Annotated in this window: 18 protein-coding genes; 2 read left to right on the forward strand and 16 right to left on the reverse strand. The window is 56.0% G+C overall.

Features of this window, described 5'->3' with window-relative positions; translation table 11 throughout:
• Position 1: 1 nt before the first annotated feature.
• The 10 genes from K325_RS0116050 to K325_RS0116095 form a co-directional block, all read right to left on the reverse strand.
• Complete coding sequence (locus tag K325_RS0116050) at positions 2-3,079, reverse strand: PEP/pyruvate-binding domain-containing protein (protein ID WP_029655286.1); 3,078 nt, start codon at positions 3,077-3,079, stop codon at positions 2-4.
• 43 nt (positions 3,080-3,122) lie between these two features.
• The gene (locus tag K325_RS0116055) at positions 3,123-3,773 is read right to left on the reverse strand and encodes an HAD family hydrolase (protein WP_029655287.1); all 651 of its coding nucleotides are present in this window, start codon (positions 3,771-3,773) and stop codon (positions 3,123-3,125) included.
• A 38-nt stretch (positions 3,774-3,811) separates the two neighbouring features.
• Positions 3,812-4,450, reverse strand: a complete 639-nt coding sequence (locus K325_RS18130) for a hypothetical protein (RefSeq protein ID WP_029655288.1) — start codon at positions 4,448-4,450, stop codon at positions 3,812-3,814.
• A complete protein-coding gene (locus tag K325_RS0116065; protein WP_029655289.1) occupies positions 4,440-5,513 on the reverse strand; it encodes a glycosyltransferase in 1,074 nt (357 codons plus the stop codon). The genes K325_RS18130 and K325_RS0116065 overlap by 11 nt, the downstream gene beginning before the upstream one ends.
• A complete protein-coding gene (locus K325_RS0116070; RefSeq protein ID WP_029655290.1) occupies positions 5,513-6,241 on the reverse strand; it encodes a protein kinase family protein in 729 nt (242 codons plus the stop codon). The genes K325_RS0116065 and K325_RS0116070 overlap by 1 nt, the downstream gene beginning before the upstream one ends.
• On the reverse strand, positions 6,241-7,512 hold the full coding sequence (locus tag K325_RS0116075) for a hypothetical protein (RefSeq protein WP_156836614.1): 1,272 nt from the start codon (positions 7,510-7,512) through the stop codon (positions 6,241-6,243). The genes K325_RS0116070 and K325_RS0116075 overlap by 1 nt, the downstream gene beginning before the upstream one ends.
• Positions 7,513-7,518: 6 nt before the next feature.
• Positions 7,519-9,132 (reverse strand): aldolase catalytic domain-containing protein, encoded by a 1,614-nt coding sequence (locus K325_RS0116080; RefSeq protein ID WP_029655292.1) that lies wholly within the window; start codon positions 9,130-9,132, stop codon positions 7,519-7,521.
• 9 nt (positions 9,133-9,141) lie between these two features.
• Positions 9,142-9,843, reverse strand: coding sequence for an acylneuraminate cytidylyltransferase family protein (locus tag K325_RS0116085; protein WP_228128476.1), 702 nt, complete (start codon positions 9,841-9,843; stop codon positions 9,142-9,144).
• A 42-nt stretch (positions 9,844-9,885) separates the two neighbouring features.
• Positions 9,886-11,193: an O-antigen ligase family protein gene (locus K325_RS0116090; protein WP_029655294.1), complete on the reverse strand. Its 1,308-nt coding sequence runs from the start codon at positions 11,191-11,193 to the stop codon at positions 9,886-9,888.
• Positions 11,194-11,268: 75 nt separating this feature from the next.
• On the reverse strand, positions 11,269-11,982 hold the full coding sequence (locus K325_RS0116095; RefSeq protein WP_029655295.1) for a 3-deoxy-D-manno-octulosonic acid kinase: 714 nt from the start codon (positions 11,980-11,982) through the stop codon (positions 11,269-11,271).
• Between the two features lie 164 nt (positions 11,983-12,146).
• Here K325_RS0116095 and K325_RS0116100 point away from each other — a divergent pair, with 164 nt between their 5' ends.
• Complete coding sequence (locus tag K325_RS0116100) at positions 12,147-13,205, forward strand: glycosyltransferase family 9 protein (RefSeq protein ID WP_029655296.1); 1,059 nt, start codon at positions 12,147-12,149, stop codon at positions 13,203-13,205.
• Between the two features lie 49 nt (positions 13,206-13,254).
• On the opposite strand, the gene K325_RS0116105 is transcribed toward K325_RS0116100, so the two are convergent.
• From K325_RS0116105 to glnE, 3 genes are all read right to left on the reverse strand, one after another.
• Positions 13,255-13,662 (reverse strand): DUF6165 family protein, encoded by a 408-nt coding sequence (locus K325_RS0116105; RefSeq protein WP_029655297.1) that lies wholly within the window; start codon positions 13,660-13,662, stop codon positions 13,255-13,257.
• A 90-nt stretch (positions 13,663-13,752) separates the two neighbouring features.
• Positions 13,753-14,679 (reverse strand): branched-chain amino acid transaminase, encoded by a 927-nt coding sequence (locus K325_RS0116110; RefSeq protein WP_029655298.1) that lies wholly within the window; start codon positions 14,677-14,679, stop codon positions 13,753-13,755.
• A gap of 79 nt (positions 14,680-14,758) precedes the next feature.
• A complete protein-coding gene (glnE, locus tag K325_RS0116115; protein WP_029655299.1) occupies positions 14,759-17,659 on the reverse strand; it encodes a bifunctional [glutamate--ammonia ligase]-adenylyl-L-tyrosine phosphorylase/[glutamate--ammonia-ligase] adenylyltransferase in 2,901 nt (966 codons plus the stop codon).
• Between the two features lie 80 nt (positions 17,660-17,739).
• Here glnE and K325_RS0116120 point away from each other — a divergent pair, with 80 nt between their 5' ends.
• Entirely contained in the window at positions 17,740-18,921 is a 1,182-nt protein-coding gene (locus tag K325_RS0116120; protein WP_051146685.1) for a potassium channel family protein, read from the forward strand.
• On the opposite strand, the gene K325_RS0116125 is transcribed toward K325_RS0116120, so the two are convergent.
• The 3 genes from K325_RS0116125 to dtd all read right to left on the reverse strand — a co-directional run bounded on the left by K325_RS0116125 (position 18,910) and on the right by dtd (position 21,785).
• Positions 18,910-19,770 carry a CYTH domain-containing protein gene (locus K325_RS0116125; RefSeq protein ID WP_029655301.1) on the reverse strand — a complete coding sequence of 287 codons (861 nt, stop codon included), beginning with the start codon at positions 19,768-19,770 and terminating at the stop codon, positions 18,910-18,912. The two genes, K325_RS0116120 and K325_RS0116125, sit on opposite strands and share 12 nt — an antisense overlap.
• A gap of 94 nt (positions 19,771-19,864) precedes the next feature.
• A complete protein-coding gene (locus K325_RS0116130) occupies positions 19,865-20,851 on the reverse strand; it encodes a porin (RefSeq protein ID WP_029655302.1) in 987 nt (328 codons plus the stop codon).
• A 463-nt stretch (positions 20,852-21,314) separates the two neighbouring features.
• The gene (gene dtd / locus K325_RS0116135) at positions 21,315-21,785 is read right to left on the reverse strand and encodes a D-aminoacyl-tRNA deacylase (protein WP_029655303.1); all 471 of its coding nucleotides are present in this window, start codon (positions 21,783-21,785) and stop codon (positions 21,315-21,317) included.
• Positions 21,786-21,792: the final 7 nt, after the last annotated feature.

A 21,792-nucleotide genomic window follows, 5' to 3' on the forward strand; every position in this document is an offset into this window, starting at 1 on the left:
TCTAACGTATCACCTCAATTCGCTTGTTCACCGGGTCCAGCTCAAGAGCGCCCGCGCTGGCCAGTGTTGCGTATGTGCCCTCTCCCACACCTATGGCAGCGGGGAGGCCAAATTCCGCCGCCCGGATGGCCATATGGGAGTTCGCGCCACCGTACATGGTAATCAGTCCGGCAATGCCATGGCCAAAAAGCCAGTCATAACCGGGATCGGCCTGGGGGATAAGGGCTATTTTTCCTTCCAGGCCAGGGTTACTGTCCCGGGAGATGCCCTGAAGGTCCACACAGTCTGCCGCCACTCGTTGTTGACCAACGAAATTAGCCTGGGCCTCTGAATACACAAATGAGTAGAAATCCGCTTCCGAGAACAGTAGTGGGGGCAGCTCCACCATCGCGGCACCACGAAGTACCGCCTCACCTTCCCGGGCATGCCCTGCTAACCACGAGCCCACTTCTTCCGGAGCAATATGACCACCTCTCAGGATACCCAATGCCTCCAGAGGAATCCCGGCCAATTGATCACGATCCAGCCCATGGCTCTCTCCAAAACGTGCCAGGCACTCCAACGCCAGGGACAGATGGCGAGTAAAGACAAACTTAGCCCGCTCCCTTCCCTCAATAGCCCCCCTCAGGAATCGCTCAAGGGAAGCCATGTCCACCGGCAGCCCCATGGCGATCAAGGCCTCTGAAAACGCAGACTTCTCTTCCTCCCAGGCCGACAACGCCCCAACGTTGTGCCCGGGCTCATCGGCCCTGGCACGCGCGACCGCTGGCGCAAGATACTGATCCGGATTCTGCGCATAAGATGGCGAGGTGATGTCGTAGGTGCCAGGCCGGAGGTGGCCGTACCGCCCCACCAACTCGCCCATGGACATGTCATCACGGGCAACGGCTGTTACATCCTCGGTGAAGCGGTGGGATACTGTCCGGATGGAATTCATGAACTCATCAACCGCAACCTGCGACAACACCCCCGTGTGCACCGCCGATTTCAGCAGTGTCACCGCAATAAAACCGCTACGGGCCAGGTGTGAGAACACCAGCGTTCCATCTCGCCGGCATTCGTCCAGAAGCGTAAAAACCTGTTCCAGGCTGGCGCCCGGCGCCTGAGCGAAGCGCTCAAAGCGGTGTTCAACGTCCTGAACGAGACTTAGGTCAGCCTCGGTTCTGGCGATGGCACCAGCGGTGATGGTTCTGAGCCCATCCTCCAGTTGCTGAATGTCCGTTGCCGGGAAATCGCCCTCTTGTGCCAGTCGCTCTCGCCAACGTTCGAAGTCCAGAGCGATGCAGGTGGGCACGACATCAAACTCCACCTTATCGTGCAAGTGGGGGTGGCGCCGGAGCCAGTCCAGATAGAAATCGACAAGGCGCCCCGCCAGATCGTCATCCAGTGTTTTCGGTATAAACGAGTTGAAGCTGGCCCGGATATCAATGTAGGGGTGCCCGGCAAACATTCTCAGCAAAGGCTGGGGACGAACGTCCCGGTAACCGTATTCCGCACGCTGCGTTGCCCAGACTTCGTCCAGTATCAGGTACCGGTACAGGCTCGATGCCAGACGCCCTGGCCGGGTCCCGATAATCTCGGCTGGGTTCCAGTCCGGCATTACCCCGAAGTAAGCCGGTTTACCCACCACGAATGGGCCTGGGGTCTGCAACTGGCGGAAACGATCGACCGCACTGGCCAGCAGGAGGTCGGAGCTGTCGCTCTCACTCAACTCATGCTGAACCGCAATCGGGCGCACCTGAAGTACATGAATATGCCCACCTTCAGTAATCGCGAATTCGATATCCAGGGAGTCAAAGTCCAGGAGGTCTTCCACTTCTCTCAGAGCCGGCATCAGGCCCGCCAGATTCTCCGGAATCACAACCTGATCGGCCGGCCTTCCTCTGCGCACAACCAGGGTTTTGTGTTCACGACTGGCACCACTCGTGATCGACTCAGTACTGCGAGTGGTATCGTCATAGTTCACCACATAATACGGCGCACCCGACGAGAGAGTTTTGGTAAACGCAACACCACTGGCGACGACCTTCTCAAGCATCGGCTGTACCAGAACCTGGTTATCGGGATGGCCGTCCGGATAGGACGCGATCACCTCCTCAATGGCGGACAACAAGGCTTCGGAATCCTGTCGTTCCACGTTCAGAATGCTGGTATAGGCCCCCGCATTGGAAACGCCAAAACCATCCTCAGACAGCGCACTACTTCGGACCACAAGCCTGGGGTACTGCGTGAGTTCAGCCGAGATTCTGGCCATCACCGCTCCGGAACTCTCCTGCCAGTCTGCAACCGTAAAGCTGACCTGATCTTCAATCCGGCTGCGGGTCACAACGCCCTGTAAACGATGCAGCGTCTGGGCTTTGGTGCCCAGTATGAACCGGCTTAAGTCGTTGGCGTCGTTCATTTCGGCCCATTCGCCACCCACATCCACCGCCGTGATCTGAAAGCCACGGATACGCAGGTATTCAAGCAGCTGGCTCAAACTGCCAGTTTTCAGTGATTCCGGTATCGACGAACTGGAGACAAGATAATCGGCAACACGGCCCGACAAGCGCACCAGCCCCACAAATTCCGCATCTGCCAGATCCTCCGGAATATCCCGCCCCAGGCGGGTCACCATGCCGTCGTGGAGATTGACCTTCTCACACCGGGCCAGGTCTTCATCTGAACGCCCCTCATACCGGCAGCGCCAGTTAGTATCCACCAGCATCGCAATATCGGTTGGTGCGGAGGACAGCGACTCAACGGCCGAATCCCTGAAAAGAATATCGGCATAAGACACATAATGTGTGTAGCGGGAATCCAGCGGCGCCTCCAGCAGTGATGCCGCAGCGCCCGTGCTCTCCCAGTGGGGGTTCACCGAGTAGTGCAGGTCGGGATAGCGCTCAAGCACCGCATCCAGCTGATACCCACCCACAAAATGCGTTTCCGGTGTCACAACGCGCATCGCCTGCAGCAACCAGTCCAGAACTCGACGGCGCCCGGCGGCACCGCGGAGAACACTGTGTTGCTCGCCTTTGAACGGCTTGCCCGCCCCCAGGATAATCAAGCGTGTGGCGGAATGAACGTCTGTAGTTTTCACGGGCAATGACCAAAGCAAAAGAATGGTAAGTGGGGCGACAACGTTAAAACTGGCTGACAAGCTCGGCGAGCGAGCCCCGTTTCAGGTCGGCGTCTTTGAAATCAAAGGCGGATTCACTCCAGTCGCTGACAAACACAAAATCGAGGCCTGCTCGTCTGGCAGACTCAAAGTCATACTGACTGTCTCCGATGAAAACCGCCGGGGAATCCACCACGCCTTCGCGCTCAAGAGCGGCCAGAATGTCGTCTTTGGTTGACGGGCTGCCGTAGATACCGCCATCAAACAGGGCATCAAGACCACGTTGCCGGAAAACCGACCGCAGTTCCTCCTGGTCACCTCCGGAAACGATAAACCAGCGGGCCGGTTGTGTCAGGGCCCTCAGACGATCAAGGCCCGGGGCAACCTCGCAAGACAACAGCCCCTGCTCCACAAAGCCTGCATAATCCGCCAGCAAGCGATCAAGCTCTTCCTTTTCGTAATCCTTACGCCCCACGATATCGGTCAGAAAACGCTGAAACTTAACGTACCTGGACACGCCCCCATTCTGAACATGGTAGTCCACCAGTTGCTGAGCATACCCGGCACCGTATGGCTCCGCGGCACGAAAAAAAGCATCCGTCTTGATGCGATTTGAGTTCAGAACAACGCCATCGCAATCAAACAACCAGGTTCTGTAACCCATCAAATCAATCATGATGTCACTCTTCTCACCAAAAGGCCCCGGTGTGGAGATTATCCCTCACGCCTCAGGCTCTGTAACACAGGCAATGCCGAAACATGAACGCAACCAAGCTGAGCTGGAAACGGCACTCCAAGCAACATTGCGATGGCAAACCGATGACACCCTGCACCGGAGAAAACCGGTTCCCCGCCGGGGGCCAGGTGCATCAGGATACCTCCGACCTCTCTGAAATTCTCCGGATGCAACTCCCCCTGTGACGCAAGCACGCCACGGCTCCGGGCATCCTTCCAGATCGCTTCCAACGCGTCAAAGCGCCGGACAACATCCTCCAGAGTCCGGCATTTGTCGGTGATCCCTGTGGGTGAAACCCGAATACGGCTCATCATGAACTCAATAGCACCGGCTTCCTCCCAGGACTGACCGTCACGCCAGTGTGCCCAGCAGTATGAGAGTTTGGGATGGCGATCAAAAGACTGCTCGAGATCCCTCGGCCACTCTTTCACCACCCGGCCAGACAGTTGGCGGGACCCGGTTCCCATTCTCGCCGCCAGATCGGCCGCCTCAATGTAACGAGAGCAGGCCGCAGGGTCGATCCATACCCGCTCAGCATAACGCGGTGCATCCGGACCATACCGGAGGCGGTTCAGGGTGTCCGTTTTGAAAGCCCGGACTCGATACTTAAGCGCCAAAGAACAACTCCCGGGTTTCCCGAATCATGCGATCCATACCAAACGACTGTGCAATCCACGCCCGCAGTTCTTCAGGCTGGAAACAAGTGTCACCATGAATAATACTCGTGATCGCTGTCGCCATGGCATCGACATCATCAATATCCACCAACATGCCATACCGGCCGTTGTCGAGCAGCTCCTCACTCCCTGGCACCCGGGTCGATACAACCGGAACACCGAGGCTCAAGGCTTCGTTCAGTACGTTCGCCATCCCTTCATTTCTGGAACAAAGAAGAAACAGATCAAGGCTCCGGAAGAACGAAGGCATATCAGACTGATAACCAAGAAAATGGATACGCCCGGACTCCGGGCGAGCCTGGATGCCCGCCTTGATCTCAGCTTCAAACTCGCCCTGCCCGACATGAACAACATGAACATTGGACGGCAGGCGGGCAACAATGTCCGGCAACAGGTCAAACCCTTTCTGAGGGCTGAACCGGCCGGCACACCCTATCACCACACTGTCTTCCGGCAGGCCCAGATGCTCCCTGATCGACAGATGCGGACCATCTTTCGGGGGCAGTTCAAAACCGTTATAGATTCGCCGGACTCGCTCTGGCCGAAACAACCGGTTGTGCCGAAGCATCGAGTCACGCAGCGAATCGCTGTTGACCATAAGAATGGCGTTCATCAGTCGAAAAATCAGGAAAAACTTGATGGGGCTTTTGACCCGGCGGGCAATCCCCAAGTATAGAATGACGTTCCCGACACCTGCCAATTTTGAAGAAAGTGTCACCAGCCACCAGTCTTTCTTCAGGGCCGCAAACACGGCATCTGGTCGAACCCGCTTTAAAAGCCTGACATAGTTTGCAACGACAAAAATATTGAAGTCACCTCCGCGAGAGGGAACCTCCACAACCGTGACATTCTCCAGCCCCTGAAACCGGTCCGCAAAAAAGCCTTTCAGCAAAACAACGTAGACAGCCACGCCTTGCTGGCCGAGGAGACGCGCACGTAACAGAACGTTTTTCTCAATCCCCCCCCAGACTTTGGAAGGACAAAACATCACCGCTTTTTTCATCAACCCTTACCTTTCCTTCGAGCCCGCAGATGACGTTTTAAGTCTCGCCGCGCAAAGCTGAGGTTCTCAAGCCTGTGAGCCACCCGCAGCCACAGGGATGCCCTCTCCTCCTTCGTCAGATAGTTCCGGGCTTCAGGGCAACTTCGCAAAAAACGGTCCAGCTCCCGAGCTTTCTGAAGTCTGGGCAAAAACCGGGGCCGCTTCAGGCGAAAATCGATAAACACGACCTCCCCATCATCATCGATCAGGAAATTAGCCAATTGTGCGTCGGAACGAAGGTACCCCTGGTTGTGCAACATTTTCAGGGCCCTGAGAACGGCTGGGGCATCCGTACCGCCTGGGCGCCGTCCCTCCACAAAGCGGTAACAGACAAACGAATCCGTCACCATGCCATAGTGACGCAACTCGCCAGCAATCACTGGCTCGGGGGCTCTAAGGCCCATCGCGGCCATTTGCTCCAGGTGCCGGAAGGTTCGCAGGGCATCGCTACCCCGAAACAGGCTGAGAAGCCGCTCCCAACGTCGCTGATGCCGAGCCCGCGGGACCTTCAGAAGCAGCCTCTGCTCAGCAATCTGAACCTGAGCACTCAAAGTCCGCCAGTTGTCCCGGAAAACCTGCTCTCGCTCCAGTTCCCCATCACGGATAGCTTTACCAAGTAACAAAGCCGTGTTTTTGTCTTCTGTCGACAGCAGCCGCCAGGGGCCAAGCTGATAAAACCGGAAAGTCATCAGAACAGGACCCTGTTTACGGCACCGTAGGCCTTTTGAAGCTCCAACAGGTACCCCTCCAGACCAAGCGTCATAACATATTCAAAGCGCGCGTCACCCTTGATAAAACCGTTCGACCAGAGCCGGTGCATGATTCGGTACTGTAAGATCGGATCATGAGTCTTGATGAAGGAGCGGGTGTAATCGGTCTCTTCATTCCCCTTCTCCCGATAACCGGCAAACCTTCCCGAAGACAACATCAGGTCTGTATTGAATACATGGATCGCTGAAGGCCTGAATCGCAGCAAATCCAGCAAGGCGTTTGGCCCTGCATTCAGATGAGTATCAGGCAGAAACCACTGCAGGGATGTCAGCTGTCTCAGGTTGTCAGGGGCAGGACGGAAAAAGGAACAACCTTTCCGGTTATGACATACACCCCAACGAAGCTCCGAAAATACCGGCGCAAAATCAGCCCCGGCCAGAGTCTCGGCCTGAGTGTTATTATAATAGCTGACGTCGATCCGCTTTCCCTGAAAGCGAGGATCTCGTCCCCGCTCGCCGCCCCGGTACCCAAACTTGACCACCACATCATATCCGTCAATATCAGGGCCGGACTCCACCTCTGAAGCCACGGGACCTACCACCGCAATTCGGCGACCCCGGATCAGATGAGCAAACTCAGGGTCAGCAAGAGAACTTCCCCAGGCAAGCCCGTCTGCACCACCGTCATGGGCGCCCGACATCAACGCTGAAAACCAGCGTGCCTGTGAACAGCGTTGGGCCGGGCAACCTGACGTCTCCATCATCCCCAGCCACTCAGCTGCCCGGTGGGGCTCTCCCAGTTCCAGACTGGCGTAACAGGCCATGGTCCGTTCAGACAGACTTGCACCAGGCGACGAAGCGTCTTGTATCATCCGGAGCAGCGCCTTGTCGCGGAGCGTCGCTGCCGGCTGAAACAATCCCAGGCCTATGCAGAACCTGAACAAATCGAGCCAGCCAGACGCTGGCAGCAGAGAGAGGTCCAGCGAGTCGGCAAAGGCCTCGACGCGCTCACTATCACCCGCTGCAAGTTCCGGACGATGTGCAGCGCTAACGTCCAGCAGTTCCCGCCAGAAGCCCCGAAGCGACTCCGTCATGGGGTATCCAAGTCGACGAAAGGCCTTGCTCAGGCGCGCCAATGTTTCCTGCTCTGGACGGAACGTTGCGCTATCCTGAATATAAGCGTCCTTCAGAACCTGGTAACGCCACCACCGGTCTCTACGTTTTCGACGATCAGTCAGATAGCCAAGCATGCTCAATCACATCGCATATATAGACTGAGTCGGCAGCTCATGTCGGGTTGGTGTTACAGCCAGCAATTCTCGCGCCCCCGTTGTTGCCTGGTACTGTGCCAGCAAGTCTTTCATTTCACGGGTGCGCGGATCATCCGCACTGTACCCGTCAAAACCGGCCAGAAGGACTCTGGCGGCATCTCCGCTGGCCGCAATAGCCAGGGCATAAGCGACCACCAGTGAGGTCGGCAAAGTACAGGAGCGTTCACCGAAAACAAAAGTTCCGGCCTCTACCTGCAGACCAAAATCCAGTACTTTCTTGCCGGCAAGAGACGCCTTCAGATCAGTGCTCAGAGCTGACCACGGCGTGATAAGAGGTTGAGGCAGTCGCGCATGTGCCTGCTGATCTGCCAGCAACCTGACCGGGTGACAGGCCACTCGAAAATCGATCAGCGAAGAATCAACTTCTGCCTGGGTATTCAAGGCAATAACGACCGGTTTTGTCCTGCGAATAAAACACTCAATGGCTCTGCGATGGCGATGAACGCCAGGCCCGGTGCCAAGCAGCAATACTTCCCGGCCTTGCAATACCTCACATGGTTTCCAGGTGCCGCGTTCCGACTCTCTGAAGAAATGCCTTGCCGTATCAAGGGCATCAAAACTGAATTTCTTGCCACCGTTAATCCTGAGATGCTCAATCACTGCCAGCACGTCCTCTTCGCTGTACCGGGAGTCGCTCAGCATTTCCTGAATATAGGTGGGGTGAATGCCGTAACGGCCGGCCAGGTAATAGTAGGGGTTCGTCCCCCAGCCATAGAGCTCCTGCATCGGCCGAAAATCTGTCTTGATCACCTGCATGAGCGGGACGATTGATATCGTCGCCTTTCTGGCGCTGGCGACCTCAATTGCGAGTTCCTCAGTCCGGGCATTCCCCGGCCCACGCCCCATGCCGGTCACGGTAGCATCAACCCAGGTGACTCCCGCATCCATAGCCGACAGTGTATTCTGCAGCGCCATCCGCAGGTTATCGTGGGTATGGATGCCAATCTCACCCTGCCAGTAGCGCCGGAGCCAGGACACAATTTCACAGGTTTTCTGAGGCCCCATACTGCCCAGACTGTCGGCAAAGTAAAGCACATCAACCGGATACCCTGTACAGGCCTTGGCCAGGGCCTCGATTTCAGACTGCTCACGATCGGCAACCTGCATCAGATTATAGCCAACCCGATATCCTCTATCCCGAAGCCACACGCTTGCTTCAAGCGCTTCTTCAAACTCGTGGACATGGCAGGCAATGCGGACAAGATCAACTGGGGAACTATCTGATGAGGCAGGAAACAATGACGCCAGAGGCCCTGATGCCGGGCCAGCACCAACCAACTCGGAGGCGTTTACCATGACGCCAACACTCAGGCCCTCAGGCAGCTGTAAACTGGCAAGAAACTCATCGGTTGTGTATGCGCAGGCGCCTTTGAAGCCATCTCTGTGCAGAGACCGGAGCCCCATTTCAACGACATCCACCCCAACGGCAGACATTGCTGCCAGGTAGCGGCCGATCAGTGCTGCGTCAAAATCCCAGTTATTGTAATAACCACCATCCCTCAAGGTGCAATCAATCAGGGTTATCTTTGCTGGCTTCATAGGATTCTCCTAGGTTAGTCCGGTACCAGCAGAAAGCATCGCCTCGGCAATCAGGAAGTCATCCTCCCAATCAATGTCAAAGCCCTGGATCTTATCCAGCACGTACTTGAAAGGGCGCTCACCAATTCTGTCTGCATTGGTTCGATATACTTCTGCAGGGGCAAGGAATACGGCACTGTTAACCTCGTAGAGCGGCTCGAGGGTCTGAGTACGGGGCCACTTTTCAATCGCCCGGTCATAATTGACAGGCCCCGCCTTATCCCATAGAAAGCCCCGAATCTCCGTAACCGACATCAGCGAGTCGTAGCCCTCCTCCCGCCGCCGCCGGTACTCACCAATCATCTGGTCATAAGCCTCAGCATTGAGGAACGGGGAAGTCACATGGGTCCACAGAATATCGCCGTCAGGAATCTGCTCACCTGCATATTCAATCAACTCATCCGTACTCGTGTCGCTCGACGCCAGCGCATCATCCCGCTCCCGGATCACAAGCCTTTGATCACCCACGGTTTGTGCATAACTGATGATGTCAGGATCATTCGTTGACAGGAGTACCTGATCGATCTGGCGGCAGGCGAGCAGTTGCCGGAGCTTGATTTCGAGCAATCCGAATTGCCGGCCTGCGATAGGCCGGATATTTTTTTTGGGTACCCGCTCACTACCTTTCCGGCAGGGCAAAAAACAGGTTATCGTCAAAATTCGACTCTCCAATTCCCGATCGCTACGATTCTGAAACTACCGCGCACATAACCATCAAACAACATGTGCGTCGGAAGCTGCCTGATTTTCCCGCTCCTCAGCCTTGAGCACAGCCCAGACGAATACCAGCACGAAGAGATACATCATGACCCCAATGTTCCGCTCAAGCATGCTTTGCGTCAGGTTTACCACCCCGTGAAGCACCACGAAAAGCGCCCCGGCGAGCCCTATTGCCCGAACCGAGGATAATCCGTGACGAGCCTTGCTCAGAAAGAGAAAAAATGGAACCAGTAACAATGCCAGGTAGGATAACAGACCGACCAGACCGTAGCGGGCCATGTTGTCAATGTACTGATTGTGCAGGTGGCGATAATGGGCAACGTTCTGGTGAATCTCGCCCGCTCTGGCCATCGCGTCGACCTTGCGCTCCATGCCACTGGGACCGATGCCGATCAGAGGGTTTTCGCTGAATGCCGCCAGCCCCGCCTTGTACATGTCGAGCCTTAAGCCAACTGAGGTATAGTTTGCGCCATCCTCGAAATACTGCTCGACTTGCTGGGCGGCAATAATTGAACGCTCCCGAACCACATCCACAGTTACCATTGCGATAACCAGCAGCCCCACCGCCAAGAGAATAACCGGAATCAACCACTTTTTGTCCAGAATCCGATCACGATAAGCAAACAAAATAACCGGTATAACGAGAGGAATCGCGACCCACCCACTGCGAGTCCCCGATAAAAACGACGCAACCAAACCTCCGGTCAGGCCACAAAGAAACAAGGCGCTCCAAAGCGTGCGGTATCGCTGACCGGATGCCCAAGAAAGACCGGCGAGAGAGAGGCAGCTCAGAGCCAGCGCGCCGTTACCGTAATGGATCGGGTTATCGAAGCTCTGCAGGCGCCCGGAGCCTTCGAGCCCCCACCAGTACAGAGCCAGGCCGCCCGTCAACGCTCCGCCCAAACCCACGGCGAAAAAAAAAGGCTTAGCTCCCATCGGCCGCACCATGAGCAGGAATGCCAGCACCACAGACGCACCCAGATAGCGGGTGGACAAGTCGAAATCAGAGAGCCCTTCTCCATGCATCATCAACACTGAGACCTGGAGCAGGAAATACCCCAGGAGCGTAGAGATCATCAGCTGGCTTTCACCATCCATGCTCTCCCGGAAGCTCCGCCAGCCCAGCACAGGGGCAACCAACGCCATCAGCAACAAGACGGCAGGCCCCGTATCGTATGCCCACGGCGTTAATGCATAGAAAACAAAGTACGATCCCATCGCCGCGATCGCCACCCAGGAAACCAGTACCCGTAATCGACTTTCAAACACCGGCCACACCTTTAATTCCGGGTACATCTGCATGCAGACTATTCCTGATAAACACAAAACGACCTTCGAGTGCCCCCAAAACGACCAAAGCAGGGAGCAAACTCTGCTTTAGTTGCGGCTACCACAACCGCAAGCGTCATGATAACCCGAGAGCAAGCGTTGCCATAAGGACTCTGTCCGGATGTCGCCTTTCGGTCCAATCCGCTTATCGACCGAGCGCTTGAGGCGCTGGAGGTTATGTTCTCGCCAGCGATTCGATGATGACAGGCTGCGTCGCCGACATCGATCAAAGTCGATGAGGTAAATGTCATCCCCCGCCACCAGGATGTTGTCGCAGTTCAGGTCTACATGGTCCAGCCCCCAGTCGTGGAAGCGACGTACCATCTGCCCGACCCGAAACCAGAGGCTCTCGTCACCCACGCTCGGGCTGTCGGGAAAGTTCACTGCTGCAGGGATGCGTTCAACAATGATGGCGGCGTGATACCAAAGCCAACCCCTGGGCCAGATGATGGCAGCGACAACTCTGGGAACCGGCAATCCGGCCTGATGGAGTTCACGCGTCAGATGAAATTCAGCAAAGGAGCGCGTACGACGTGCGCCTGAGTAAAAGTAGGTACGCTCAACAAACTTGCCCGCGAACCCGCCCCTTCGGTAATGCCGAAGCACAAGCTCACTGGCGCCGGATCGCAAAAACCAGGCTCCTCCTCGGCCACCCGCGTCCACAGGAACCGCACTTGCCCCCCAGGCCTCTGGATCGAACCACTCCTCAGTCACACCATCAAACTCAGGCGAGACCAATAAACGCGCCCCATCCGTTGCCATCAGTTTTCCGGTAGAGAATCGCAAATGCGTACTTCCTCATTCAACAGATGTCAGCGCCCAACGGGAGACGTTGCAACACCAGTACGTTAGAATGCCGCACAGTTTACCAATCAGTCCCGATCAGCTCTATAAGCACCGGTTAAAGAATCGCAACGGATAGTAACGTGGATCAAAAAGCCCCTTCCTACCCTGCCTCCATCTGCATCCTCCGCCTGTCAGCCATCGGCGACGTAACCCATGTTATCCCCGTGGTTCTGAGCCTTCAGGAACAGATACCCAACGTAAAGATCACGTGGATTATCGGCAAGATCGAAGCAAAACTGGTGGGAGACCTGCCCGGCGTAGAGTTCATTGTGTTCGACAAAAAAGCCGGGCGACGAGGTTATTCAGAATTACGGAAGCAGATGAAGGGGCGGAAATTCGATGCGTTACTGCATATGCAGGTCGCTTTCCGGGCCAACCTGGCTGCCGCGTGCATTCCCGCAAAGCTCAGAATCGGGTACGACAAAGCGCGCAGCAAGGACCTTCACAGCCTGTTCATCAATCGCCGGATTAAATCTGCACCTCAGCAACACGTACGGGATTGTCTGGCCAGCTTCCTGGAACCTCTGGGTCTCAATGCCGCACCGCCACGCTGGCAAATTCCCCTGTCAGAATCAGACCACCAGTTTGCCCAAGTCCACCTGGCCCAAGACCGAAAGAATCTCGTGATCAGCCCCTGCGCCAGCCATACCCTGCGCAACTGGACAGCAGAGCGCTACGCCCAACTGGCCGATCACGCCATAGAAACCCACGGCATGAACGTAATCCTCGTAGGCAGCCCGGCCCCGTTTGAGACAAAGTACTGCGCGTCAATTGAAAACAGCATGAAACACAAGGCTCACAACATCTGCGGCCAGGACACCCTGAAACAGCTGACAGCACTGATGACACACGCCGACCTCGTTGTCGCGCCCGACACCGGCCCAGCACATATTGCCAGCGCTGTCGGCACCGACGTGCTCGGCCTCTTCGCGGCCAGCAACCCTCACCGTTCAGGCCCATACAATTCCCTGAAATGGTGCGTTAATCGCTATCCCGACGCGCTGCGAAAGTTCACCGGGAAGACCGTAGAGGAAGCTCGCTGGGGAGCAAAGGCAGAGTATGAAGGGGCGATGGAGCTGGTAACGGTAGAAGAGGCTACAAACACTCTGGACCGGTGGGTGGCGAGCCACCAGGGCTGAAGTCGCCACATTTCAAATCGGAGCGCTCAACCCTGGCACCAGCCGGGTATCAGTGACCGGAGCTGTAATCCTGATAGGACTTCTCTTCCACGAACTTCGAGCCCAGCGCAAGATTGATGTCTTTTTTGATGGCCGCGCGCACATCATTGCTGAAATACACGGACCGGGCCAGCTCGATGAATCTGGGCCCGAAATCCTGCGCCCGCTCCTGATCCCGGATATCGTCTTCAATCACCCAGAGCTTCTCGTTAATTGCCTTCAGCTTCTTGCGCAGCTCCGCAATATCATCCGCTTTACCAGCAATAGCTTCGTCCCAGGTCTTGCTGAGCTCATCCAGTTCCAGACGCACGTTCTTTACTTTCTCTTCGTCTTTGATGCGCTCAGATTTGATTTCCAGAATGGTGATCTTGTCCAGCACTTCGCCGAAGGATACGGGAACTTTGATTACATCTGCCATTATCTTGCCCTGCTCATTCGTGAATTCTGAATAACAAAACCGCCGGGGCCTGCGAAGCACCGGCGGTTGCATTGACACTATCCGCTAAAATCAGCTCTTGACGTGTGTCAGCCAAGCCTGATGATCGGCCAGCTTACCCTTAACCGCATCAAAATACATACTTTGGAGCTTCTCGGTAACCGGGCCCCGCTTACCTTCACCAATCTGGCGACCATCCAGCTCACGGATGGGAAGAACTTCCGCGGCGGTGCCAGTGAAGAACGCTTCCTCAGCGATATACACCTCATCGCGCGTGATGCGACGCTCTTTTACCTCAAGGCCAAGCTCTCTCGCAAAGTCGATGATGGTAGCGCGCGTAATGCCTTCCAGACAGGAGGTTAACTCCGGCGTATGCAGCACACCGTCACGAACGATAAAGATGTTCTCGCCCGAGCCCTCGGCAACGTAACCTTCGTTGTCCAGCAACAGAGCCTCTTCAGCGCCTCCCGAGATGGCTTCGTTCAGAGCCAGCATGGAGTTGATGTAGTTGCCATTTGCTTTCGCCTTGCACATCGTAATGTTGACGTGGTGACGAGTGTAGGACGATGTACGAACCTTGATGCCCTGCTCTTTTGCCTCAGGAGACATGTAGGACGGCCAGCTCCAGGCTGCCACCATCACGTGCACTTTAAGATTATCTGCACGCAACCCCATACCCTCAGAGCCAAGGAATGCCATGGGGCGCAGGTAGGCTTCGTCGAGATTATTCTCACGGACCGCGGCACGCTGGGCCTCGTTGATCTCGTCCTTGTTGAACGGCATTTTCATGTTCAGGATGTGGGCGGAACGGAACAGCCGGTCAGTGTGCTCCTTCAAACGGAAAATAGCTGGCCCGTTCGCGGTGTTATAGGCTCGCACGCCTTCGAAACAACCCAGCCCGTAGTGCAAGGTGTGAGTAAGGACGTGGGTTTTGGCTTCGCGCCAGGGAACCATTTCACCATCCAGCCAGATAAGGCCATCGCGATCAGCCATCGACATTCTGTTCAGCTCCTGAATAAGCGGTTTTCTGAGAATCAGCATTCTAGCAGCAAATGCGCCCCGAAATAAATTTAGCTTGCTACCTAGTCATGACTTTTTGCCACATACTTTCGATGTAGGCACGCTCTTCACCAAACGCACCACCGTCCACCTGACTGTTAAGGTTTTGTAAGGCGCGCCGGTGAATAGTGGATCGCAACGTAATAAACACATCACGCAGCCTCTCGGTGTCTGCCACCGGCAGGACCCCGGCTCGCCCCAGCTCTTCCATCTGCCGGATGTTGTCGCTCCACTGAGTCAATTCCGGATGCCCGGCACACCACGTCAGCATGAGGTATTGCACCATAAACTCAATATCCACAATACCGCCGTGGTCGTGCTTGATATGAAAGGTTGAGCCCCGGCTTGCTTCAGGCGTCCCGAGGGTGCTGCGCATTTTCTCCCTCATTTCCGACACCTCTCGTCGCAACGCATTCTTTTCCCGTGGCCGACACAGGATCTGGTGACGGATACGTTCAAAGGCCTGCAGCGTTTCAGCACAGCCCGCCACCCCCCGGGCTCTGGCAAGCGCCTGATGCTCCCAGGTCCAGGCGTCTTCCTGCTGATATTTTTCAAACGCCTGCAATGTACTGACAAGCAGCCCGGAGTTCCCTGAGGGCCGAAGCCTCATATCCACTTCATACAACTGCCCGGACGGCGTCTGGGTACTCAGAATATGTACAATTCTCTGCCCCAGACGGGTATAGAACACCGCATTATCAATGGGCTTTTCTCCATCGGTGGTCAGCTGCGGGTCTGCCTGGTGCACAAAGACAAGGTCCAGATCCGAGGTGTAACCAAGCTCGATCCCCCCCAGCTTCCCATACCCGATAATGGCGAAATCCGTATTGCAGGCAGAACCGTCAGCTCGACGAGGATACCCGTGTCGGGCTACCAGATTCGAAAATGCAACATCCACCACATGATCCAGCACCACCTCGGCAATCCAGGTGAGATAATCGCTCACCTTCATCAGCGGCAAAGTCCCTTTCAGCTCCGAGGCCGCAACCCGCAGCACATGCGCCTTTTTAAAATAGCGCAACGCTTCCATCTGATCCTCAAGATCCTCGTAGGGAATTCGGAGCATCTGCTGCCGAAGGTCATCCTGCAACTCCCCTTTCGCCGGCGGGCTGTAGAGACTGTCGGCGTTCAGCAGCTCGTCCAGCAATAACGGCGTCTCCGCCAGCAACCGGGCAATCCACGGGCTGTCGCTGCACAAGCGCACCAACTGCGTCATCGCCCCCGGGTTCTCCATCAGCAGGACCATATACGCCGTCCTGCGCAGAATCGCCTCAACCAACTGCAGCACTCTCTCCAGCGTTTCCGAGGGTTTCTCGACATCTTTCAACGCGTTGAGCAACAGCGGCACGAACTGATTCAACCGCTTACGCCCCTGAGTCTGAAGCATTTGCACCGTTCGGCCATCACGAAGGTTTGCCAGTCGCCTGTAGCTTCCTTCCGGGTCTTCAAAGCCACTGCTTTTCAGCCAGTCCAGAGCCGCTGATTCGTCCATTTCCGAGAGCCAGAGCTCATAGCAGCCGTCGTCAACGCCACTGTCATCCGAGCCCGCCTGATCCTCAGTGGCGATGATATCCGCAAAATGACGGGCGACCCGGGCACGATGCCCATTCAGCTCTGCGAGACACTCTGCCCAACCGTCGTGCCCCATTATGCGCGCAATCCGTGCACAGGACAGATCATCCTCCGGGAGAATCTGTGTCTGCCTGTCCTCAACGCCCTGAAGGGCGTGTTCCAGATTCCGCAAGAACACATAGGCACTTCGCAACTCATCGACTACACGCGAAGGCAGGAGTTCCAGAGCTTCCAGCTCACTCAGAATCTGCAACAACTCTCTTTGCTGAAGCTCCCGGTCACGCCCCCCTCGGATCAGCTGAAAGGCCTGCACCACAAATTCGATCTCGCGAATCCCGCCACTGCCCAGTTTGATGTTATTTTCGAGCCCTTTCCGACGCACCTCACGACTGATCATTTCCTTCATGCTACGGAGAGATTCAAAGGCACTGAAATCAATGTACTTACGGTATACAAACGGCCGCAGGCTCTCCATCAGAGCCTCGCCTGCCCGCTGATCTCCAGCGACCACCCGAGCCTTCACCATGGCATAACGTTCCCAGTCTCGCCCCTGATCCTGATAATAAGTCTCAAGTGCAGCAAAACTTAACGCCAGCGCGCCACTCTGGCCGTATGGACGCAGTCGCATATCCACGCGAAAAACGAATCCATCAGCCGTCATCTGATCCAGCGCCTGTATCAACCGCTGCCCAAGCCGGACAAAAAACTGCTGATTATCCAGAGCCCGCCGCCCGCCCCGGGTCTCACCCTTGGACGGAAAGGCAAAAATAAGATCGATGTCAGAGGAAACGTTCAACTCCCGCCCTCCGAGCTTCCCCATGCCAAGCACCACCATGTTCTGCCGGGCATCCTGCCCGGTAATCGGGTCGCGCCCCCAGGGCGTACCAAACTCCTCACAGGCGCGGGGGTATAACCAGCTCAAAGCACCATCGATCGCGATATCCGCAAAAGCACTGGTGGCCGCCATCGTTTCCTCGAGCCCGGCCCATCTCATCAGGTCTCGCCAGATAATCCGGAACTGGACTTCCCGCCGATACTGGCGAAGCGCCACGTGCAGGCCTGGCTCGGAATCAACCGGCGCCAGATACTCGCCTAAACGCTCCCTGAGCCAGACCTCGGTGGTTGGCTCGGTCAGCGGCCTCTTCAGCAGCGCTGACTGAATCTGATTGAGGTGGCGGTCCAGCGTCTGCCTCAGAAACAGGCTGCGCCCCAGTGCCTCTGCAAGGTCCGCCTCAGAGACACCCCCAGCGGCGAACCACGCAGGTGCACCCGCCGGAAATACCGCCTTCCAGCATCCTGAAACCTCCTTTGCCAACGCTGTCGGCAGGGACGCCCAAGGCTCAGACATAACGCAACCCTCTGTCTCTCTGATATATTTCAGTTACTGTATAACGAACTCGCCAAGGACTGAACAGGCACCCGCTCTCCATGATGCGAAATAAACGCCCCCTGAACCCGGAGCACACGCAATCCCACCTCCCGATGGGAGGCTTGATCAGGAGCCGCATAAAACGGCTCTTCGTCATCCTGGGAGGGTTGGTGACAGCTCAGATTTTCATCTTATGGACAGTAGAACCGCTGTCGCTCTTAGAAGCCGTCTGGCTAACCATGACCACGCTTGTGACCGTTGGCTACGGCGACTACTCACCGGTAACCCCCATCGGCCGCCTCAGCACGATCGCGCTGATGTTCGTCTCCGCCATCACCCTGCTGACCCTGATTGTCAGTGACTACATTGAATATCGTTTTTACCGCAGAGAACGCATACTGACTGGACGCTGGATCTATAAAATGAAAGACCATATTGTCATCATCAACACACCGCGCAGTGGCGGTGAACAGTATTTCATGCGATTTGCCTCCCAGATTCGCTCGGTCCCGGAATACCACACCGTGCCCATCATGTTGCTCACCCGCCAGTTTCCCGGAGGCTTACCCGCCGAGCTCGCGGATTGCGGCGTAGTTCATTTTCATGGCTCCGGCAACGACCCCGAGGCTCTGAAATCCGTGCACGCCGGCAGCGCCAGACACATCATTGTGCTGGCAGCCGATGAGACCGACCCATTCTCCGACAGCCTGACATTTGATATTGCTCACCGGCTGGCGGAATCCAACCTGGGCGGGCGGGCAACCGTTGAGTGCGTCAGCGACCACAACCGGGGCCGCTTCAAAGCCCTGGGAGTACGCACCACCATTCGCCCGGTACGCACCTACCCGGAAATCATGGTGCGAGCCGTCGTCGCTCCCGGATCTGAAAAAGTCCTTGAAGACATGTTCAACTACGAGAAAGACCACCCGCACCGCTATGATCTTGAACTGGATGACCTGACCTGGGCTGACATTGTCAGCGCTCTGGTTCGCCACGGAATCGGAACCGCACTGGCCTACATTGACCACGAGAATGAAGTGATCTGCCACCCCGATACCAATGCCGAAGTGGAGGGGAAAGGGTTAATCGTTCTGGTGCGATCCAGCGAGACTCCCGACGTTTCCGTCGTTGAGGAAGCGCTGGATCGCTACCGGGACTTCCTGATTCAATGGCGAGCCCTGCATGAAGAGAAGGCTGCGGGACAAGACAAGCCCGACGCCCCGGAGAACTCAGTCAACTGACGCGAGGCGCAACTGCAGCTCTCCCAGGGACGGGAAACGCACCATCAGTTCAGGCACCGTCACGCCGGCTTCCAGCGCGTCTGAAACTTTCCGCCACAACGTCCGTTGTGAGCAATCGGATGCCTGACGCTCTACCTCCGTCAGCAAGCCGGGCGGCACCTGCACAGCTTGATCCATTAACCAGGCCCGGCTCAGGTGCTGGAGTAACGACACACCACTGAAGGGCGCAGACGGCAAAGCCAGTGAAGGCGTGTAGATGCCCGCTAGGAAATAACCCTGCTCGGCCTTGCTCACCAGATTAAGAAAAACCGGAACCACTTTCGCCAACGCCAGGGCATGATCAATCAGCGCCCCGGCATCGCCCGATTTCAACTCGAACTCCACTTCGTGCAACGGCCTTTCTGTCGAACCACTGATGATGCCCCCTGAATCCAGCGCCACCTCAATCACGGTATCGCCCTGCTCCAGCATCACGATCTGCCGCTGAAAGTTCGTTTCGAAAGCAAGCGTCAACTCATCAATATCCATCTGATCGTGGAGTGGAGTCTGTGCCAGAAGAGACAAATCCAGATCCGGCCCTGACAGCTCCCACTCCCATTCCTGCCGGCGATGAGCGCCGCCCACGAAATCCCCCTGGGTCTTGAGGGTCTGAATGTACCGCTTCCCGTCATGACGAACTCGCAAGGCGGCCTTCGCCCGATTCAGTGCCGCATCGTGCGTATCGTAGTAGCGGTTGATCAACGTTTTCACGGCCCCTTCCGTCGCCCCGGGCCGATGCATCAACCAGTCAAACGCTTCCGCCTGAGCCTTCTCAGAAAGGGTCAGTTTTATTTCCAGCTCTGTCGCCATCGGGGGACATCCTCTTGATCTCGTCCTACAAAAACAGAAAAGCCGGTGACAAAGTCACCGGCTTTCGTTACTACGGGATTAGCCGACTGGCTGATCAGAAGTAGTAAACAGCACCAACGGCTGCGAGAGTACGCTCATCAGTAACGGCGTTGTTACCGAGAGAATCTGTGTACTCGTATACGTCGTCACCGCCACCGAAGTAGCCTTCAACGTAAACGTACATGTGGTCAGACAGGTTATGCAGAGCCTGCAGAGTGATGACGTCTTGCTTGTCGTCGCCTGCATCGCCATCGGCTTCACCCAGCTCGTAAGACAGTGCGAACTGGTTTTTACCCATGGTGTAAACACCCATCAGGCCAATCACGTCACGAACGTCTTTACGAGTCTGGTACTCACCAGTCACACGCAGGTCACCAGCTGTGTAGCTGGCGCGCAGGCCGTAGGTGTTGTCGTTGTTGGCACTGCCAGTGTCGTTGGAGTCGATCGCAAACGCCAGTTCCAGAGCGTCTACGTTATACATAGCAGCCAGCTGCCAAGGGTAGGATTTCTTGCCATTGCCCTTGTTGTCGTCGTCGCCGTTAATCTGAACGGCCGCACCCAGGGTCAGGCCACCGAAGGACGGAGACAGGTACTGAACCAGATCACCTTCGCCAGTGTCGTAGTCGCCACCCAGGTTCATGGAGCCAACTTCGTAGTAGTTAGCGATTTCGTCGATGGCAGTTTCGTAAGTAGAGTCGTCAGAACCTACCCAGATTTTACCAAAGCTGTCGCCTTTCACACCGATGTAGGCTTCGTCCAGGCCGTCAATACCAGAGCTCTTGGACTTGTCGTCAGCGTCAATACCTTCCAGCTCCATCTTGAAGAAGCCGGTAACGCCCGGAGCGATTTCGTGCTCGTGGGTCACACCCAGAGTTGAGCCGTTGTCGAAATGCTCAACAGAAGAAGGGCCGCCGTCGAAGTTATCGTGGGAGATGGCGTACTGGATGTTACCGTACACCGTCGGCAGGTTGCTTTCCTGTGCCAGAGCAGCGCCAGAGAAAGTTGCAGCTGCAATCGCAGAAGCAAGGATCGTTTTTTTCATGTTGCGTCTTCCTTATTGAGTTAACTCAGGTTTTCGACGGGTCTAAATCCCGATTTTTATTGGCGGGTACAGCCATTAGCCATACTTGCCGGATTCCGGTCTGCCCTCTGATATCCTGCGGGAGCAGCTTTTCTTCTTTTTATAAGCAAGCACGCTTGCCTTAGATCTCAACCACTTACAAAGCTTTATTAAAGCTCTGCGTGATGAACCTGTTTTAATACAATGTACGTTTTTTTGCAAATTTTTAATGGCTATTTTTTAGCCCCATTTGCATTTGTAATCTTTATATTTAGATCAACCCGTACTATCAGCTACCCCCTTTCAGCACAACCAAATTCAGGGCCAAACCAAAAAAACAAACTAAAAAACAATTGGTTATAAAAAAACCAAACAACAATGCCCGCGATACAATCAAAACCGACGCTCTCTGATGCACTCCAGCGAAGCCCGCGCATCCAAAACGTCACATTTTTGTGCACGCCTCCTTCCTGCCCGTCTCAAGCATGAACGTCACCGGCCCGTCATTCACCAGCGCTACTTTCATGTCCGCGCCAAACTCCCCCGTCCCCACACGAGCATCCCCCAGCGCCTGCCGGGCCAGCACCACGAACTCACGATAAAGCTGGTTGGCAGGGCCAGGCGCTGCAGCCAGCGAAAAGCCCGGGCGCGTGCCTGAAGAGGTATCTGCGGCGAGAGTAAACTGGGGCACTACGAGCAACGAGCCGCCGGAGTCCAGAACGCTGACATTCATCCGGCCTTGCTCATCCGGGAAGACCCGATAAGAGAGGATTTTTCGGCACAGGTCCTTTGCCTCATTCAGTGCATCGCCCTTTTCGACACCAAGGAGCAACAGCAATCCGGGGCCAATACGGCCAACCGTCTCACCGCTAACGGCTACGCTGGCTTCCGAAACACGCTGGATAAGTCCTTTCATTCAGTCC

Origin of the sequence: Marinobacter daepoensis DSM 16072 (genome assembly GCF_000421165.1) — a bacterium.
Lineage (GTDB): Bacteria > Pseudomonadota > Gammaproteobacteria > Pseudomonadales > Oleiphilaceae > Marinobacter > Marinobacter daepoensis.

Coding starts and splice junctions, on each gene's coding strand:
- K325_RS0116055 (WP_029655287.1), bottom strand. CDS start 3,773: ATGATTGATTTGATGGGTTACAGAACCTGGTTGTTTGATTGCGATGGC.
- K325_RS0116065 (WP_029655289.1), bottom strand. CDS start 5,513: ATGAAAAAAGCGGTGATGTTTTGTCCTTCCAAAGTCTGGGGGGGGATT.
- K325_RS0116070 (WP_029655290.1), bottom strand. CDS start 6,241: ATGACTTTCCGGTTTTATCAGCTTGGCCCCTGGCGGCTGCTGTCGACA.
- K325_RS0116075 (WP_156836614.1), bottom strand. CDS start 7,512: ATGCTTGGCTATCTGACTGATCGTCGAAAACGTAGAGACCGGTGGTGG.
- K325_RS0116080 (WP_029655292.1), bottom strand. CDS start 9,132: ATGAAGCCAGCAAAGATAACCCTGATTGATTGCACCTTGAGGGATGGT.
- K325_RS0116090 (WP_029655294.1), bottom strand. CDS start 11,193: ATGCAGATGTACCCGGAATTAAAGGTGTGGCCGGTGTTTGAAAGTCGA.
- K325_RS0116095 (WP_029655295.1), bottom strand. CDS start 11,982: ATGGCAACGGATGGGGCGCGTTTATTGGTCTCGCCTGAGTTTGATGGT.
- K325_RS0116105 (WP_029655297.1), bottom strand. CDS start 13,662: ATGGCAGATGTAATCAAAGTTCCCGTATCCTTCGGCGAAGTGCTGGAC.
- K325_RS0116110 (WP_029655298.1), bottom strand. CDS start 14,679: ATGTCGATGGCTGATCGCGATGGCCTTATCTGGCTGGATGGTGAAATG.
- glnE (WP_029655299.1), bottom strand. CDS start 17,659: ATGTCTGAGCCTTGGGCGTCCCTGCCGACAGCGTTGGCAAAGGAGGTT.
- K325_RS0116120 (WP_051146685.1), top strand. CDS start 17,740: ATGATGCGAAATAAACGCCCCCTGAACCCGGAGCACACGCAATCCCAC.
- K325_RS0116125 (WP_029655301.1), bottom strand. CDS start 19,770: ATGGCGACAGAGCTGGAAATAAAACTGACCCTTTCTGAGAAGGCTCAG.
- K325_RS0116130 (WP_029655302.1), bottom strand. CDS start 20,851: ATGAAAAAAACGATCCTTGCTTCTGCGATTGCAGCTGCAACTTTCTCT.
- dtd (WP_029655303.1), bottom strand. CDS start 21,785: ATGAAAGGACTTATCCAGCGTGTTTCGGAAGCCAGCGTAGCCGTTAGC.